Below are 17,257 nucleotides of genomic sequence, written 5' to 3'. Positions count from 1 at the left end.
GGGCTCAGGCCTTGTCCAGCAAGTGCCACCACTGGCCGAGAGAGTGCGGCCGTGCGCGGTAGGCGGGGTCGGTTTCCAGCCAGGCTTGGTGCGCCAAAGCTTGGGCTTGGGGGCCTAAGGCGGGGTACTCATGGTGGACCTGGTGGTAGCAGTCCTGTGCCGGGAACAGCAAGGCCCGCAGCCAAGCTGAGGCCACGATGCAATTGCGGCTGCGCTCGGGCCGGGTGGGCGCGCCATAGATGCCGGCATGGTCCAGCAGGTCGGTGAGATAGCTGACCCAGACCCGCGTCACGCCCCAGGTCAACACCCACGCCAGCGCCGCCCAGGCCCAGTTGAAGGCCAGCAGCGTGAGCAGCAGCAGGCCATGCAGCACGGTGGCCTGGGCTTGGCGACGGCTGCCAAAGCCCCAGGGCAGGCGATAGGCCCAGAGCAGGCGCCAGTTCAGCAAGTCCGCCAAGCGCGATGCGCGGCTGCGCACTGCGGTGATGTCGAAGGCGGCCAGCTTGATGAAGTCGCGGTCTTGCGCCAAATGGCCCAGGTGGGCGTGGTGGCTGAGGTGGTCGCGGCGGTACTCATCTAAGGTGGTGAACAAGCTCCAGGCCAGCCACTCGCCCAAGTGGCGGTTGGTGCGCCGATTGCGACACAGCGCGCCATGCGAGGCCCAGTGCAGCAGGTTGCTGACATGACGCAGGCGCGTGCCCATGAAAAGGCAGAGCGGTGGCAGCAGCCAGGGCAGGCGTTGAATCAGCGCCATCGAGAGGGCCATCCACAGCCACGGTGACAGCGCATGCAGCACCGCCATGCTGCTGCGGTGCTTGTTTTGCAGCCGGTAGAGTTCGGTCGGGCTGGGTTTCATCGCACGGAGAGGGGGCGCATATCGGTCCATTGGGCTTCCACCTCCTTCAAGGCGGCCTCTTTGCTCATGGCAGGGCCGTGGGCCTGCCAGCCGGCAGGCAAGGGCAGGTGCTCGGGCCAGATGGCCCACTGAGCTTCGTCGTTAAAGGTGGCGATCCACTGCCAGCCTTGGGCCAGGTCGTCGTCTGAGTCATGCATGGGGTTCACCGTCTTGGGCTTGGATCCAGGGAGCCAACCAGTCGGCCAAGCTGCGGGCCGCTGGGCCTGTCATCAGGGTGTCGTGGCGGGTTTTGAGCGTCAGGGTGGGCACGGGCTGTTGCAGCCAGGGCTGCCAATCCACCGGGGGCTGCTGGCCGTCATCGGCACACACCTGCAGCCAGGTCTGCACCTGTCGAGGGGGCTGCAATGCTTGGGAGCGGCGCGCTGCCTCCAACATGCCGCTGGCCACGTCAAGCAGGCGCTGTACGTCGTCGCGCGACAGCGCCGTCCCTGCGGGCAAAGTGGCGGCCAGTTGCGCCTGCAATTCGTCCAGCGTGGTGGGCAGTGCTGCTGGCGGCAGATGAGGCAGCAAGCCTTGCACTACATCGGCCAGCACCTCGGTGTGGCCGCCCACGCCTTGTCGGTCGTTCGGCAGGCCGGGCAAGGGGCTGTCCAGCAAGGCCAACAAGGCCACGCGTTCTCCTGCAGCCTCGGCCTGGGCGGCCATCTCCACCGCGATCAAGCCACCCATGGAGTAGCCCAGCAGGTGCAAGGGGCCCTCAGCCTGCACGCTGCGCACCTGCCGCAGGGCCAAGGCGGCCATCTCGGAGAGGCTGCGCAGCGCCACCTCGCCGGGCTCCAACCCTTGGGCCTGCAAGCCCCAGACGGCACGGCCCTGGGGCAGCAGGCGAGCCAGCTCGGCATAGCAGAAGGAGGTGCCGCCATAAGGGTAGACAGCGAACAGCGGGGCCTGGGTGTTGCCCTGCATGGCGGGCCGCAGCGCCAACAAGCCTGAACCGCTCTGCGGGTGGGCGGCTGCTGTGCGCAGTGCCTCGGCCTGGCTGGCGATGGTGGCATGTTCAAACAGCAGGCGCAGCGGCAGCGCTTGGCCCAGGCGTTCGCTCATGCTGGCGTGTAGTCGCAGCAAGGCCAAAGAGTTGCCGCCCAGCTCAAAGAAGTCATCGTCCATGCTGATGTCGGCCTGCTCCAGCACCTGCTGCCACAGGGCCAGCAATGTTGCTTCTGTGGCGTCACGTGGGGCGGTGAGGGCACGGCTCAGGTCGCGCTGGCTGCTGAGGTCGGGGGTGGGCAAGGCGGCCAGGTCCACTTTGCCGTTGGGCGTGCAGGGCAGGGCATCCAACCAGACCCAAACGCTGGGGCACATATAGGCCGGCAGGGTCTGCAGACAATGCTGGCGCAACTCCGCGCTCGCGCAGGCCTCACCCTCCAGATAGGCCACCAAATGGGCTTGGCCTTGTGCGCCCAGGTGTTGGACGCGCAGCACCACGCGGCGCACGGCCGGGTGGCTGAGAAGGCGCTGCTCGATCTCGGCCAACTCTATGCGGTGGCCCCGCAACTTGACCTGAGCGTCTTGGCGGCCCAAGAACACCAGTTGGCCGTCGCTTTGCAGGCTCACCCGGTCGCCGGTGCGGTACATGCGTGAACCCGGTGCTCCCCAGGGGTCGGGCACAAAGCGTTCGGCCGTCAGGGCGGGCTGATGGACATAGCCGCGCGCCACGCAGGCCCCACCCAGCCACAGCTCGCCGGGTGCTCCGGGGGGCACCGGTTGCCAGTGCGCGTCCAGCACATAGGCTTTGTAGAAAGGCATGGCTTGGCCGATGGGCACTTGGCTGGCCTCTGGGGGTAGCGCTTGCTGCGGTGGTAGCACCCAGGCCGTGCCATCGATGGTGGTCTCCGTAGGGCCATAGACATTGAGCAGGCGCACTCTTGGCCAGGCCGCGCGCAAGCGCCGCACCAACTGCGGCGTGATGCGCTCGCCGCCCAAGGTGGCTGACACCAAATGGCTGGGCGCGGGGCCTTGCAGCAAGACCTCGTAGAAGGAGGGCACGCCGTCCACATGGGTCACCCGGTGTCGGCTCAGCAGGGCACTGAGTTGCGTGGCATCCAGTTCTCGTAGCGGCGGCGAGACCACCACCGTCGCCCCACGGTAAAGCGGCAGCAGCAATTGCCCCATGGCAATGTCAAAGCCGATGGAGCTGGTGGCCAGCACCACATCGCCAGGGTGCAGCGGGTCGTTCACGTGGCGCGAGGCCGACAGGTGTGCAAGCGCCGTGTGCGGCACCGCCACGCCTTTGGGCTGGCCGGTGGAGCCCGAGGTGTAGATGATGTAGGCCACATCTTGCGGCACATGGCGAGCCTCGGTGGGCTCTGCCGTGCTGGGCGGCAGCTCGTGCCAGACGGGCACCCGCCAGTCCCGCGTGGCTTGGTCAGAGATCATACACAGCGCTCGGCTGTCTTGCAGCATGGCGTTGAGCCGCTCCAGCGGGTGGCTCACATCCAGCGGAAGGGCGGTCATGCCGGCCTCATGCAGGGCCAGCAGCCACAGCACCACCTCGATGCTGCGTTCCAGCGCCAGGCCCACAACAGCTTCTGGGGTGGGGGCCAGCCCAGCGCGGGCTTGGCGCAGCGCGCGGGCGCGGCGATGCACTTCATGCGCCACTTCGCCGTAGCGCATCTGGCGGCGCTCATCGCACAAGGCCAGCGCCTCGGGGTGGCGCTGGGCAGCGGCTTTGAACAGTGCTGCGCCATGCAGGGCCACCGGGGCTTCGGGCAGCTTGGCCGTCGCTTGGGGCAGCAGCGCACTGTGCAAGGGCCAGCTCAACAGGGGCCGCGCTTCACCCAGGTGTTGACTCAGCAGGGTCAGCGCTTCTTGCAGCAGCGCGGCCAGCGGTGCAGGGTCCAGCCGGCCGTCGACCTCCAGGCTCAGGGTGAAGCCCTCGCCCTCATCATCCACGGCCACATCGATCACAAAGGTGGCGCTCTCGCTCATGGCCAGCACCTCCAGGCCCGGCCAATGCTCGGCCAGGCTCACAGCCTTGTGGTCGCTGTGGCGGTAGTTCAGCAGGCTGGTGAACAGCGGCTCTTGGGGTGGCAAGCCTGCTGCGGCCAGGGCCTGGCTCAAAGGTGCTTGTTCATGCGCCATCAGGCCAGCCAAAGCCTGATGCACGGCGTGCAGCGCGGCCGCAGGCGTGAGATTGCCCAGGGCCAGGCGCAGCGGCAAGGTGTTGATGAACATGCCCATGGTGAGCGCGGCGGTGGCATGCGAGCGTCCCAAGAGCACGGTGCCGGTGACCACATCGCTGTGCCCGCACACATGCACCAAGCAGCGCAGCCACGCCAGGTGAAAGACCGCGGCTGGGCTGACGCCCTGCTCTTGCGCCCGCTGGCGCAGGGCCGCGCTCAAGGTGGCGCTTAAGCCTTGGCGCAAGCGGCGCCCCGCAGGCTCGCGCTCCAAGCTGGTCAGACCATAGGGCACGGTGCCGCGTGTCACGCCCTGCAGGGCTTGGGCGAAGTAGGCGGCGGCGTTGCCCGAGCGCTGGGGCTGTTGGCGCGCCATCCAGTCTGACAGCAGACCGGGCTCAGGCAGCGGCAGGCCTTGGTGGTGGGCGACTGTCTCGCGTACCAGCAGCGCCATGGACTCATGGTCCATGATCAGGTGGTGGCAGCTCAGCACCAGTTCACACGCCTGGTCGGCCTCGGTCTCCTGCAGGGCCACGGCCATTAGCGGGGCGTGGCGCAGGTCCAGGCGGGGAATCTCAGGCGCTGCAGGGTCCCAGTGCCGAACGGGCAGCGTCACCTCGCGCAGCACCATCTGCACTGGCTGTGGCAGGCCTTCCCAGCGCAGCGCGGCACGCAAGGCTTGATGGCGATTCAGCAGATGGCGCAAGGCCTCCACCATCGTCAGCGCATCATGGTGGCTGGCGAAGCGCAGGTGGATGATCTCCTGATAACCGTCATCCTGAGGGTGCAGCACATGGTGGAACAGCAGGCCGTGCTGCATGGCGGTGAGCGGCAACAGGGCTTCCACATTCGCTGCCCCCCCGGGCGCAGCAGCCACCACCTCGGCCCACGGCGCTTGCTCCAGCGGCAGCAAGGGGGCTGAGGGCGCCACGGCGGCCAGGGGCGTGAGCTGCTGGGCCAAGGCGGCGATCGTGGGGCGGCCGAACAAGGCCGCCATATCGACGGCCCAGCCGCGTTGGCGCAGTTGCTCGGCCAGGCGCACCAGGCCCAAGGAGTGGCCACCCAGCGCAAAAAAGCTGTCGTGGCGGCCGATGTGGGGCACGCCCAGCAGCACTTGCCACAGCGCCGCCAGTTCTTGCTCAAGGTCCCCTTCAGGCGCTTCGTGGGCCTGGGCTTGCACCAAGTGCGCCAGCCCGGGTTCGGGCAGAGCGCGCCAATCCAGCTTCTGGTTCACCGTCAAGGGCAGGGCCGCCACGGCCACATAGGCCATGGGCAGCATGTACTCCGGCAGGTGCTGGGCCAAGGCGTCGCGCAGGCGGGCCGGCGTCCAGCCTTCGCCTTGCCAGTAGGCCACCAAGGCCGGTTCGCCGTCTTTCACCAAGGGCCGGGCCAGCACCACCGCATGGGTGACGCCGGGCAGGGCGCTGAGGGCGGCGGCAATCTCGCCGGTTTGGATGCGAAAGCCGCGCACCTTGACTTGGTCGTCGCGTCGGCCGAGAAACTCGATCTCACCATCGGCCCGCCACAGGCCCCGGTCGCCCGTGCGGTACATGCGGCTGCCGGGCAGGCCAAAGGGGTTGGGCACAAAGCGCTCCGCCGTCAGGCGGGCTTGGCCCAAATAGCCTCGGGCGAGACCCGCACCGCCGATGAAGATCTCACCCACCACACCGGGCGCGGCCAGGCGCCATTGGCTGTCCAACACCATCACTTGGTAGTTCAGCAAGCCGAGGCCTATGGGCATGGCTTGATGTGTGACCGCGCCCTGCAGCGCCTGGGGGTGGTCGTTCAAAGCCCACTGGGTGGCGTCAATGCAGGTCTCAGTCGGGCCGTAAACATTCAGGATGCGGGTCTGTGGCAGGGCGTGCATCAAGCGGCGCGCCAAGGAGCGCGTCAGCGCCTCGCCGCCCACGATCAGGCTGCGCGGGGTGCTGAGTGCCGGATGGTCCAGCATGGCCTCCATCACGCTGGGTGTGGCATTCAGGTGGCTGATCTCTTGTTCGCTGACCAAGCGCCAGAACTGCTCGGGCGCCAGTCCGCGCAGGGGCGGCGCCATGACGATGCACGCCCCTTGCGCCAAGGGCATCAGCAACTGGCTGATCGAGACATCAAAGCCCACGGCATTGGTGGCCAAGACCCGATCCCCAGGGCCGACCGCGTAATAGTGGGCACGGGCCTGCACCAAGTTGCACACGGCGGCATGCGGCACAGCCACCGGCTTGGGCTGGCCGGTGGAGCCCGAGGTGTAGATGAGGTAGGCCAGGTGCTGCGGCTGGCCTGTGCCCGTGCGCAGGGAGGGGCCGCTCGGCGGCACCTCGGGCGCTGCATCACTGGGCCACCAGGGCCCGGGCCAGTCAGCCGGGCAGGGGCCAAGGCCAATGCTCAGCACCGCCCCTGCATCCTTGACCATGAAGTGTTGCCGGGCCGCTGGCAGGTGGGGGTCTATGGGCAAGATCACCGCCTGCGCTTGCAAGATCGCCAGCATCCAGATCACGGTGTCGGCACTGCGGGCTTGGCATAGCGCCACCACGGGTTCCGGGCCGGTGTGGGGCTGTTGATCCAGCCATGTGCGCAGGCACTGGGCGCGCTGGCTGCTGAGCCGCTGCAGGTCGGCATAGCGCCAGCGCTGCTCGCCCTCGATCAAGGCCACAGCCTCGGGCTGGGTCAGGCAGCGTTGCGCGATCAAATCCTCCAGCCTGTGTGCTTGGGGCAGGGGCAGGGGCTGCAGCAGGGCCGCGTGCTCTGCGGCGGTCACGGCGGCTTGCTCAAACAGCCAGGTGTTGCCAGGGCTCGCAAAGGCCTGCATCAGGCTGCGCAACTGGGCTGCCAAGGCCGCGGGCTCAGCCGCATCCAGCAGGTCTGGCCGGTGGCACAGGGCAAAGCTCAGATGGCTGCCCAGGTGCTCCATCACGTGCCAGCCCAAGGCGCCGATCTCCACATGCGGGGTGGCCAGGGTTTGGATGCTGAGGTGGCCGATGCGCACGGCCGTGGGGCTGGCCGGAACTTGCCGCAGCGTGAGCGCGGCCTCATACAGCGGCTTGGGCTCGTGGCCTTGCGCCACGGCCCGCGCAATCACATCGGTGGGCACGGCCTGGTGCCGGAAGTCGGCACTCATCTGTTCGGCCACCCGGGTCACGCTGCGCTTAAGCGTGCTCAGAGGGTCGAGCTGCACCCGCACCGGCAGTGCCTTGGAGAACATGCCGATGACCTGGTTGTGCGCGAACTCGCGGCCATGCAGGGCCAAGCCCACGGTCACATCCCACTGGTCGTAGCGGCTGGCCAAGGCCACGGTGTAGAGGCCTTGCAGGGCTTGCTGGGTACTCAGCTTCTGCGCTTGGCAGGCCTGCACAAAGCGCTGGTAATCCGCCCCGTCCAAAGTCCACACCTGATGCTGGGCGCTGGCGCCTGGGGTGCTGGGGGGGCTGAAGAGCGGTGTGCTGCTGCGCTGGGCCAGCCGCTCGCGCCAGTACTGCAGGTGGGGACGCAGGGCCGGGTCATCGCTGCTGCTGTCGGACTCAGCGGAGGGCAGGTGCTCGGTGTAGCAACTGCCGGCGGGCAGCTCTTGTGGCGTGTCCTCGCTCAAGACTTGGCAGGTTTGCAGCCAACGCTGCAAGACCAAGTCCAGGGACATGCCGTCAGCGATCAGGTGATGAAAGCGCCATAGGAGCATCGCGCGGCTGACCGAGACCCGAATCAGGTCAAAGGCGAACAAGGGCGCCTCACCCAAGGGCAGTACCTGGGCCAGCAGCGCCGCGCGCTGGCTCACCGCCTGATCGTTACTTTGCGCAGTGTGCAAGTTCAAAGGCGCGATGGGTTCATCGTGCAGCCATTGCACAGGGCGTTGGGCCTCGACCCGCAGGCGCAGGGCGTCGTGCCGGGCGGCCAGCAAGGTCAGGCTTTGTTGCAGCACGGTTTCGCTGAGCGGGCCGTCGATCCAGCACGAGCCTGTGAGCTGATAAGCCAAGGGCTTGGCCGCCAGTTGCAAGTCCAACCACACAGCGCGCTGCGCGGGGTGCAGGGCCCAGTGGCGGCGGTGGGCTTCAGGGAGGGCCGGCAAGGCCTGCAAGGAGGGCGCGTTCATGTCAGGGCCTAGGGATAGAGGCAGAGGGCGCGGTGCGCTGCTGCAGCAACACCGCCATGCCGAACAACTTGAGACCTGCGGTGCAGACCACGACCAGCAAGGCCTGGTGCAGTTCCGGCTGAGCCGATTGGCTCCAGACCCACAGGCCCAGGACCTGGGCGGCCGAGCACAGCAGCTGAACCGCCAAGGTGGACCACAGTACCTGCAATGAGCGCAGACCAGAGGCCAACACCGACGACAGGCCATCCAGCACCATGCCCGCGCTCGTCAGCGCCACCCACAGGGCTATGGTGTCGGCCGAGAGTGCATGGTCCGCAGGCAGCAGCAGCGCCAGGGTTTGGGGCCACAGCGACCAGGGCAGGCAGGCCAGGGCCAAGGCGGCACTGCACACGCCACCCAACACCCAGGCGGAGCGCCGCACAGCGGCTGCGTCATCCAGGCCGGCAGCAGCCGCCAGCCGCAGGCTGTAGGCGTCGGCGAGGCCCCACGACAAGATGCCCAAGGGCAGCACGAGCAGCCACAGCGCCGCCCAATGCGACCAGTGCGTCAGGCTCAGCCCAGCGAGGATCAAGGGCGTGATCAGACTAAGCATTTGCGTCAGCGTGCTCTGGGCGGCTGAGGACAGGCCTCGCGATACTTGGACGCGACGGGTCAGGCCATGCTCGCCCGCGCCGTCGCGCCGGGCCATGCGCCAGGCCAGCGCGGTCAGCACCAAGGCCATCATCCAGCGCACGGCCGTGGTAGCCCAGGCACAGCCCTCGGCACCTGCCACTCCGGGCCACAGCGTGCCGCTGATGAGCAGGCTGTTCAGCCCGATGTTCACGAGGTTGGCCAGCAGCACCATCACCACGGGGATGAGGGGGCGACCCATGGCCTCCAGATAGCCGGCGCTGGCCAGGGCCAACAAGGCCGGCACAAAGCCCCAGGCCAAGGCTGTGGCGATGCTGTCGGCTTGGGCAGAGACGGCGCCAGCGCCTGGGCTCAGGGACAAAAGCCAGGGCATGGCCGGCATCACCGCCATAGCGATCAAACCCGACCACAAGGACAGACGCAGGGCCCGCCGCCAAACGGCTGCTGCGATGTTGGGCAGACCTTGCGCCCGCGATTGCGCGACCAAGGCCAAGCCCGGCATCACAAAGGCCACCGCAATGTCCAGCGCTCGGCCCAGGGTGCTGTCCACCAGCGACCACACCGCCAGTTGGCCGCTGCCGTTTTCACTCAGGCGGGCAATCATCCAACCGTCGGCCAGGCTCATGCCGGCGAGGCCCAGGCGCGACACCACCATAGGCCCGGCCAGGGCCAGGAAAGGCCAGAGAACGGACGGCCACAGAGGTGCCCCGCCCTGAGACCGCACAGCGCTGTTACGCATGGACATGGCGCATCAAGGCTTGGCCGCCACGCTGGCGTCGGCCGCCGGGCTGCGCCCTTGGGCCAACATGCCCAGCAGCAGGTCGGCAATGGCCTGCGCATTGCCCGCCTGCAGCATTTGCATCACCGAGACTGGACGGCCCATCTCACGCTCCAGGCCGTCGGCCAGCTCCACGGCCATCAAAGAGTCCAAGCCCATGTCGGACAAGGCCTTGGTGGGGTCGATCTGCGCCGCGCCCGTACCGAGGATGCGGCCCAGGTGTTGGCACAGCATGTCCACCACCGCGCCCTTGTGGGTCTCTGGGGCGAGCTCTGCTAAGCGGTCGGCCAAGGTTAGGCCTTGCTGGCCCAGCGCATCGGCCATGCCCTCAGGGGCCAGCGGCAAGAAGCGTGGCGTGCGAGCCAGCGGCATGAGCTGCGCCATGCGCTGCACATTGAAGGGCGCGACGCAGGCACGGTCCACCCCCAAGGCCATGAGTTGGCCCAGCTCGATGAGCGCGGCTTCCGAGGTGACCGAGCTGATGCCGGCACGGGCTTGCAGTTGCGAATGCAAGTCGCCAGAGCGAGTCAGCACACCGACATCCAAGATGCCACCCCAGCCCACCGACAGTGCGGGCAAGCCCTGGCTGCGGCGCAGCAGTGCCAATGACTCCAGGTAGAGGTTGGCGGCCACATAGTTACCCTGGCCAGGGTTGCCCATGGCCGTGGTACCCGAGGAGTACATGACAAAGTGATCCAGCGGGTCGTGCTGGGTCAAGGTGTGCAGATGCCAAGCGCCCAATATCTTGGGCCGCATGACCTGCAGGATGCGGTCCTCGGTCAGCTTGCTGATCGGCGCATCGTCCAAGACCATGGCCGCGTGCAAGGCGCCACGCAGTGGGGGGCCGTCCTGGCGAATCGCCTCCAGCACGGGGGCCAGGGCTTGCGCATCCGTCACGTCCACGGCCAGGGCCTTGACCGTGGCGCCCATGGCTTGCATGGCGGCAATGCCTTGCTGGGCCTCTTCGGTGCTGGCACCGCGACGGCTGAGCAGCACCATGTGCCGGGCACCTTGCGCCACCATCCAGCGGGCAGTGGCCAGGCCAAAGCCGCCCAAGCCGCCACTCACCAAGTAAGTGGCATCAGCGCGCAAGCGCAGTGTGGGCTGGAACAAGTGCGGACTGACCTCGGCCACGCTGGGGATGGTCAACACAATCTTGCCCACATGGCGCGATTGCTGCATGCGGCGGAAGGCGCTCACCGCCTGCGTCAAGGGCATGCACTGGTGGGGCAGGGCGTGCAAGGAGCCGTCCTCGAAGGCCGCCATCAGTTCCTTGAACAGACGCACAGCCAAGGCGGGGCGTTCGATCAACAGCGTGTCGGCATCGATGCCGAAGTAGCTGAGGTTGTTGCGGAAGGGGCGCAGGCCAATGCGGTTGTTGGCATAGAGGTCGCGCTTGCCAATCTCCAACATGCGGCCAAAGGGCTTGAGCAGTTGCAGGTTCTTGGTGATGGCCTCACCGGCCAAGGAGTTGAGCACCACATCCACACCGGCGCCGCCCGTGAGGCGATTTACGTCTTCGGCGAAGGCGAGTGAGCGGGAATCCAGCACGTGATGCACGCCCAGGCGCTTGAGCAGACGACGCTTGTCTTCGCTGCCTGCGGTGGCAAACACTTCGGCGCCGGCGTTCAAAGCCATCTGCACGGCGGCCAAGCCCACGCCACCGGCTGCACCGTGGATCAATATGGACTCTCCCGCATCCAAGTGCGCCAGGTGGTTCAGCGCATAGTGGGCGGTGATGAAGGTGGTGGGCACGGTGGCCGCTTCTTCAAAGCTCATCGCGCTGGGCAGGCGCACCACCGCTTTGCGAGCGGTGTTGACATGCGAGGCAAAGCAGTCAGTGGCAAAGGCCATCACGCGGTCGCCGACTTGAAGGTCATGAACCCCGGCGCCGACGGCGGTGACCACACCCGCGCACTCCATGCCCACGGTGGCTCCGGCAAAGCCATGCTCTACCGCCTCTTCTGGCAGGATGCCCATGGCCCACAGCACGTCGCGGTAGTTGAGGCCGGCGGCACGCACCGCAATCTGCACGTGGTCGGCTGCTGGCGCCGCCAGATTCATGGCTTGAAGTTGCAAGGCATCTAAGCCACCGCCATGCGTGGGGGCCACCAGGCGGAAGCCTGCGACCTGACTCACCGGCAGGGCTTGGTAGTCGGTAGCAGCCGCGGGCTCCATGCGGTTCACATAGCGGCCATGCGGGCTCAGCAGAATTTCACTTTCTTTGTCGTCTTGCAGCAGTTCTTGAGCCAGCGATAAGGCTTGATCGGCGGGAGCCACATGCAAGTCGACGAGCTTGGGCGCGTAGCGTGAATGCTCGTTGGCCAAGACACGGGCCATGCCCCACACCGCAATCTGCGATGGGTCCAGCGGGCCTTGGCCGCCGGGGGCGGTGAAGGCGCGGTGGGTCACTACATGCAGCTTGGCGCTCAGGGTCTCGGCCTGGGCTTCCAGCGCATGGCTGAGCGCCAGCAACACGGCGCAGCGGCGATGCGCTTGCTGCAATTGCGCGTCGGCCTCGGGGGCGGCAGCCGTCAGGCCTGCCAGGTGAACCACCTGCAGCTCACCAGTGCCCAGGATCTCCGGGGTGAGGGCTTCGCTGGCTATATGGATGCTGGCTTGCTGGTTTTGCGCGTGCAGCGCATGGGCCAAGGCGTTGGCCAGCGGGCGCTCTGCCACATCGGCCAACAGCAACCAGCGCTGGGTGGTCGCGGTGCTGGGGGCACTGGGCAGTGCTGCGGAGGCGGCCTGTTGCGGCGCGCGTTGGGCCACCATCAGCACCAGGCCTTGCGCCTTGTCGGCGGGCGCCAAAGCCTTGACCTGTGCGAAGCCGGCCTCTTGAGCGCGGGCTTGCCATACGTCAAGGTCAGCCCCGGCTTCGCCCAGCAGATGCAGCCAGGCCTGAGGCAGGGCTGCGACCCAGACCAACAAGCCGCCGGGCACCAAGGCCTCATGGGCACGCTGTAGGCACTGCGGGTCGGCCAGCGGGGAGCCTACCGCTTGGTGGCAGAGGATCAGGTCCAGCGACTGGCTGGGCAGGCCGTCATGGCGCAGGTCCAGCACGGGGGTGCGAAGTTGGCGGCGCTCGCTCAGGCGCTGTGCCACGCCATCCACCGCGGCTTTGTCGGCGTCGGTGAACTGGTAGTCCAGGTCCGGACCGCGCAGCGCCTCCAGGCTGCGAGCGCTCATGGTGCCTTGGTGCCCGGCCAGTTCCAACACGCGCAGAGGGCGGCCTTGCGGCCAGTGCGCGCACAGGGCTTGCAGGGTGGCGCAGCTCTGCTGCTGCACTGGCCCAATCCAGGGGGCTGCATCCAGCAGCCCGTCGTGCGAGAGCACAGGTGACTCACTGGTCAAGCGCTCACCAAAGCTGCTCAGCCATTGCGTCAGCCAGATCCACTCTCGGTGGCTCGCTCCATGCTGGCGCCACGCCTGGCGCCATTGCGCATCCAAGGCGGCTTCGCTGTCCGCCGCTTCGCCTTCAGGCAGGGAACGCGCAGCGCTCAAGGCTTGCTCCAACAGCGTCAGGGCGGCATCGGGCAGGCGCAGGCGGCGTTGCAAGCGCTCGGGTTCCAGCGCATGCCACGGGCCTTGGTTCAGGCTGTTCAAGGCGGCACGGGCGTGCAGGGCGCTGAGGCGGGCCAAGGCCTGCTGTGCTTGTTCCTCGGTATGGGTGGCGGCAGGGGCTGCGGGCAGCCAATCGGACAGCGGCGGCAAGTTCAGCGGCAAGGCCACCGCAGGCAAGCCGGCGGGACGCCAATGTTCGATCAAGCGCGGCATGACGCGGGTGGGGTGGTGAAACTCCACTTTCTGGAAGCGGGCTCCTTGCATCTCCAGCAGCACACGGCCGCTGTCATCCAGCAGAGTCAGGTCGGCCATGCCGGAGCGCTGCAAATTGCTGCGCAGCGAGACATGGCAGAAGAAGCGCTCAGGCAACGGCGCATGGCTGCGGATGTGGTCCACCTGCACCGGGATGAAGGCCAGGGGCTCGGGCACCAAGCGGCTCATCAAGGTGATGACGCTCTGCAAGCAGGCATCCAAGAGCACCGGATGGGCGCGCCAGGCTAGGCGGGTCGCCAAGGCATTGGCGAGTTCGGCGTTGTCGCCTAACTGCGCTTGGGGCTGGGCTTGATCATGCAAAGCCTGGGCGATCGACGTCGGGGCCACGATCTCGGCCAGCAAAGACGGGGCGGCCTCAGGTGCTGACAAGCCCACTTGTCGGACGGCCTGAAAGTTGGGGCCGTAATTCAGGCCGCGACGGCGGGATTCAGCATAGTGCGCCTCAGCGTCGATGACCTCAGTATGCTGCGCTTGCAGCTCGGCCATGTCCACGGCCGTCGGGGTCGGGGCGGCGGCGCGGGTCAGGCGGCCACGCACATGCAAGGTGGTGGGTGAGGGGTGGTAGATGCTGGGATGCGCCGGGTGGCTGCTGATGTCAAAGCAGCCGTCCATAGGCTCCAGATTGGTCAGCACGGTCTGCACGTCTTGCAGCACCAAGGGCTTTTGCACCTGCAGGTCTTCGATGTCGTAGGTGGCGTCGGCGCCGAGCAAGCGCTGGGCCGCGCCCAAAGCCATTTCGATATAGCCGGCGGCTGGGAAGACGGCAGCGTCTTGCACCTGGTGGTCTTTGAGCCAGGCCTGGTGATCGGGGTCGATCACGCTTTCCCAGTGGTGGTGCAGGGAGCCGGCGCGCCAGCCCAGCAAGGGGTGTTCGCGCAGGAACGGGGCCACCACATCGGGCAGGTGGTTCCAGCCGCGCCAATGGCTGCTGCGCTGCCAGGGGTAGCTGGGCAAGTCGAGGTGCTGCTGGGGGGCAGGCAGCAGTTCACGCAGGCTCATCAAGCCTTGGGTGTGGGATTGCAAGACCACCGACCACAGCGAGGCCAAGTCGTCCTCTGGCGCCGCAGAGCCCGGCCGACGCAGCGTGCCAATGGCGCTGACGCTGACCGAGCGGGCCTTGGCGCATTGCGCGACATAGTCCTTCAGCACCGGATGCGGGCCGATCTCAATGAAGTGGGTGATGCCTTGATTCAGGGCCTGGGCCACCACTTGGGCAAATGCGACGGGTTCGCGCACATTGCGCCACCAGTAGTCGGCGCTCAGTTGCGCGCCGTCCAGGGCTTTACCTTCGACGCTGGAGAGGAAAGGCGTGTGGGCAGCGCTGGGCTGCAGGTCGGCCAAGGCGTGGGCCAAGTCCTCACGGATGCCGTCCATGGCGCTGGTGTGGAAGGCGTAGTTCAGCGTGAGCAGACGTGCAAACTTGCCCATGCTCGTCACCCGTTCGCACAGGCGCTCCAGCAGGGCGGGGTCGCCCGCCACAGTGACGGCCTTGGGCGCGTTTACCGCAGCCAGCTCCAAAAAGCCGGGCTGGCCAGCCAGCACTTCGGCCATCACCGCCTGGGCCTCGTCAGCCGAAAGGGCAATCGCCGCCATCTTGCCCAGGCCGGCGGTCTTGGATTGGGCCAAGCTGCGTTGGTGAATGACCTGGGTGGCTTGGGCCAGGCTGAGTGCGCCGCTGGCGTAGGCGGCGGCCACCTCGCCCACGCTGTGGCCAAACACCAGTTGCGCGCTTTGGCCCGCATTGCGCAAGACGGCCATCACACCAACTTGCAGCGCAAACAAGGTGGGTTGCGCCACCTCGGTGAGGTGCATGCGGCTCTCTGCCTCGGGGGCTTTCAGAGCCGCCTCGATGGACCATCCTGCCTGGGGCGCAAACAGCGCATCCACCTCGCGCACGGTCTGCGCAAACAGGGGCGAGCTTTGCAGCAACTGGCCCCCCATGCCTTGCCACTGCGGCCCATTGCCCGAGAACACCCAGGCCACTTTGGCCTGGCCTGAGGCGCTGGCGCGGCCTTGCTCCCAACCACCACGCTGCTGGCTCAAAAAAGCCTGTAGCCCAGCTCGTGCCTGCGCGGCTGAGCTGGCTTGAAGCGCCAAGCGTTGGGGCAAGGCTTGGCGGTGGTGGGCGGCTGCCGCCCTCAGGGTGGGGAACTCGGCCTCGGGTGCGTCTTGCAAGCGTGCGGCCCAAGCCTGGGTTTGCTGCTGCAAAGCCTCGGCGGTTTGGGCTGAGAGCATCAGCACCTGGGCCATTTCTGCAGGCTGTCCGGTCAGCGCAGCCGCCGGAGCTGCGGACCCTGTGGGCCGGTACTCTTGGACGACGGCGTGCGCATTGGTGCCGCCAAAGCCAAAGGAGTTGATGCCGAAGATCAAGGGCTTGTCGGACGTAGGCAGTTCAAGGTGCTCGGCCACAACCTTGAGCTTCCAGCCCTCGAAGTCGATCTTCGGGTTGGGTGTCTTGAAGTGGAGATTGGCCGGCACCGTGCGGTGGCGCAGGGCCAGCAGTACCTTGGTCAGCCCCGCAATGCCAGCGGCAGGTTCCAGGTGGCCGATGTTGGACTTGATGGAGCCGATGTAGAGCGGCTCAGGCCGCAGCCGAGCCTGGCCCAACACTTCGCCAATGGCCTTGCACTCAATCGGGTCGCCTACAGCGGTGCCGGTGCCATGCGCTTCCACATAAAAGAGGTCGTCGGGGGTGATGTTGGCCTTGGCGTAGACCTCGTTCAGCAAGGCAGCTTGGGCCTCGGTGCTGGGCATGGACAGGCCCATGGTTTTCCCATCGCTGTTCACACCGGTGGCCAAGATGACGCCCAAAATCTGATCGCCATCGCGCTCGGCCGCCGCCAAGGTCTTGAGCACCAACATGCCGCCGCCTTCGGCCCGCACATAGCCTGCGCCCGAGGCATCAAAACTCTTGCAACGCGACTCTGGTGAGAGCATGGACGCTTGGGCAAAGCCCAGCCAGGGCAGGGCGCCGATCAACATATTGCAGGCGCCAGCCAGCGCGACATCGCTTTCACCCTGGGCCAGGCTTTGGCAGGCCATGTGTACGCCCACCATGCCGGACGAGCAAGCCGTGTCCACGGTCATGCTGGGGCCCTTGAGGTCCAGCACATAGGAGATGCGGTTGGACGCAATCGCCATGGACATGCCTGTGTTGGTGTAGGCATCGGGGCTTTGCGGGCCGGTCAGCTCGGCATAGTCGTGGTTGGACAGGCCAATGAACACGCCCGTGCGGGTGCCGCTCAATTGCCGTGGCGGCACGTGAGCATCTTCCAAGGCTTCCCAAGCCAACTCCAGCAGCAAGCGTTGTTGTGGGTCCACTTGCCGCGCTTCGCGCGGGGAGATGCCAAAAAACTCGGCATCGAACTGGTCGATCTGGTCCAAGAAGCCCGCTTCAAACGCGTAGAAGCGGTTATTGGCCTCTGGATTGGCATTGTGAAAACCTGCATCCCAGCGGTCCCCCTTTGCTTTAGAGATACCGTCTTTCCCTGAGACTAAATTGCACCAAAGTTCCTGCGTAGAGTTTGCCCCGCCGGGATATCTGCCGGCCATGCCAATAATGGCGATGGGAGTTGAATGTAGGGGGTGGTGGTGGGGCATAATTATTTTCAGAAAAAGCCGATTCATGCCGAATTGAAAAATCCAGCACAGATCAATCTAGGGATCTGATTCGGCGCTTCTATCGTGTTGAAGCGCACTACAGAGCACAAGCCAGCAGGGCTAAGAACGTGGAGTAATCAATGGCTGAACGATGGGCCTTGTGGACATGCAAGTAGGTGTCACGTCTCATGTGATCATTGGCCGATTCGAAGCTGGCCGCTACTTCAGGCCAGAGCTGTCCTGAGCGAGTTGCTGGCTTCGATCCCAGAGAGTTCATCATAGCCAGATCGCATGAGCCA

General features: G+C 66.6%; 5 protein-coding genes. All 5 read right to left on the bottom strand.

The window, feature by feature from the left end; translation table 11 throughout:
* Nucleotides 1–4: 4 nt before the first annotated feature.
* Genes ACIQ3Q_RS09100 through ACIQ3Q_RS09080 form a run of 5 tightly spaced genes read right to left on the bottom strand, consistent with a single transcriptional unit; the run spans nucleotide 5 to nucleotide 16,958 of the window.
* Nucleotides 5–856, bottom strand: a complete 852-nt coding sequence (locus tag ACIQ3Q_RS09100) for a fatty acid desaturase (RefSeq protein ID WP_396268760.1) — start codon at nucleotides 854–856, stop codon at nucleotides 5–7.
* Nucleotides 853–1,053, bottom strand: coding sequence for an MbtH family NRPS accessory protein (locus tag ACIQ3Q_RS09095; RefSeq protein WP_396268759.1), 201 nt, complete (start codon nucleotides 1,051–1,053; stop codon nucleotides 853–855). The genes ACIQ3Q_RS09100 and ACIQ3Q_RS09095 overlap by 4 nt, the downstream gene beginning before the upstream one ends.
* A complete protein-coding gene (locus ACIQ3Q_RS09090) occupies nucleotides 1,046–8,113 on the bottom strand; it encodes an amino acid adenylation domain-containing protein (RefSeq protein WP_396268758.1) in 7,068 nt (2,355 codons plus the stop codon). The genes ACIQ3Q_RS09095 and ACIQ3Q_RS09090 overlap by 8 nt, the downstream gene beginning before the upstream one ends.
* 1 nt (nucleotide 8,114) lies before the next feature.
* The gene (locus ACIQ3Q_RS09085) at nucleotides 8,115–9,488 is read right to left on the bottom strand and encodes an MATE family efflux transporter (RefSeq protein WP_396268757.1); all 1,374 of its coding nucleotides are present in this window, start codon (nucleotides 9,486–9,488) and stop codon (nucleotides 8,115–8,117) included.
* 6 nt (nucleotides 9,489–9,494) lie between these two features.
* Entirely contained in the window at nucleotides 9,495–16,958 is a 7,464-nt protein-coding gene (locus ACIQ3Q_RS09080) for an SDR family NAD(P)-dependent oxidoreductase (RefSeq protein ID WP_396268756.1), read from the bottom strand.
* Between the last annotated feature and the right edge of the window lie 299 nt (nucleotides 16,959–17,257).

This window comes from Ideonella sp., assembly GCF_044358605.1.
Classification (GTDB): domain Bacteria; phylum Pseudomonadota; class Gammaproteobacteria; order Burkholderiales; family Burkholderiaceae_C; genus Ideonella.
Note: the sequence above shows the minus strand (reverse complement) of the source record. Positions and strands in the feature narration are given on the sequence as shown.

Excerpts from the sequence above, each read along its gene's own strand:
- ACIQ3Q_RS09100 (WP_396268760.1), bottom strand. The coding sequence starts at position 856 with ATGAAACCCAGCCCGACCGAACTCTACCGGCTGCAAAACAAGCACCGC.
- ACIQ3Q_RS09095 (WP_396268759.1), bottom strand. The coding sequence starts at position 1,053 with ATGCATGACTCAGACGACGACCTGGCCCAAGGCTGGCAGTGGATCGCC.
- ACIQ3Q_RS09080 (WP_396268756.1), bottom strand. The coding sequence starts at position 16,958 with ATGCCCCACCACCACCCCCTACATTCAACTCCCATCGCCATTATTGGC.
- ACIQ3Q_RS09085 (WP_396268757.1), bottom strand. The coding sequence starts at position 9,488 with ATGTCCATGCGTAACAGCGCTGTGCGGTCTCAGGGCGGGGCACCTCTG.
- ACIQ3Q_RS09090 (WP_396268758.1), bottom strand. The coding sequence starts at position 8,113 with ATGAACGCGCCCTCCTTGCAGGCCTTGCCGGCCCTCCCTGAAGCCCAC.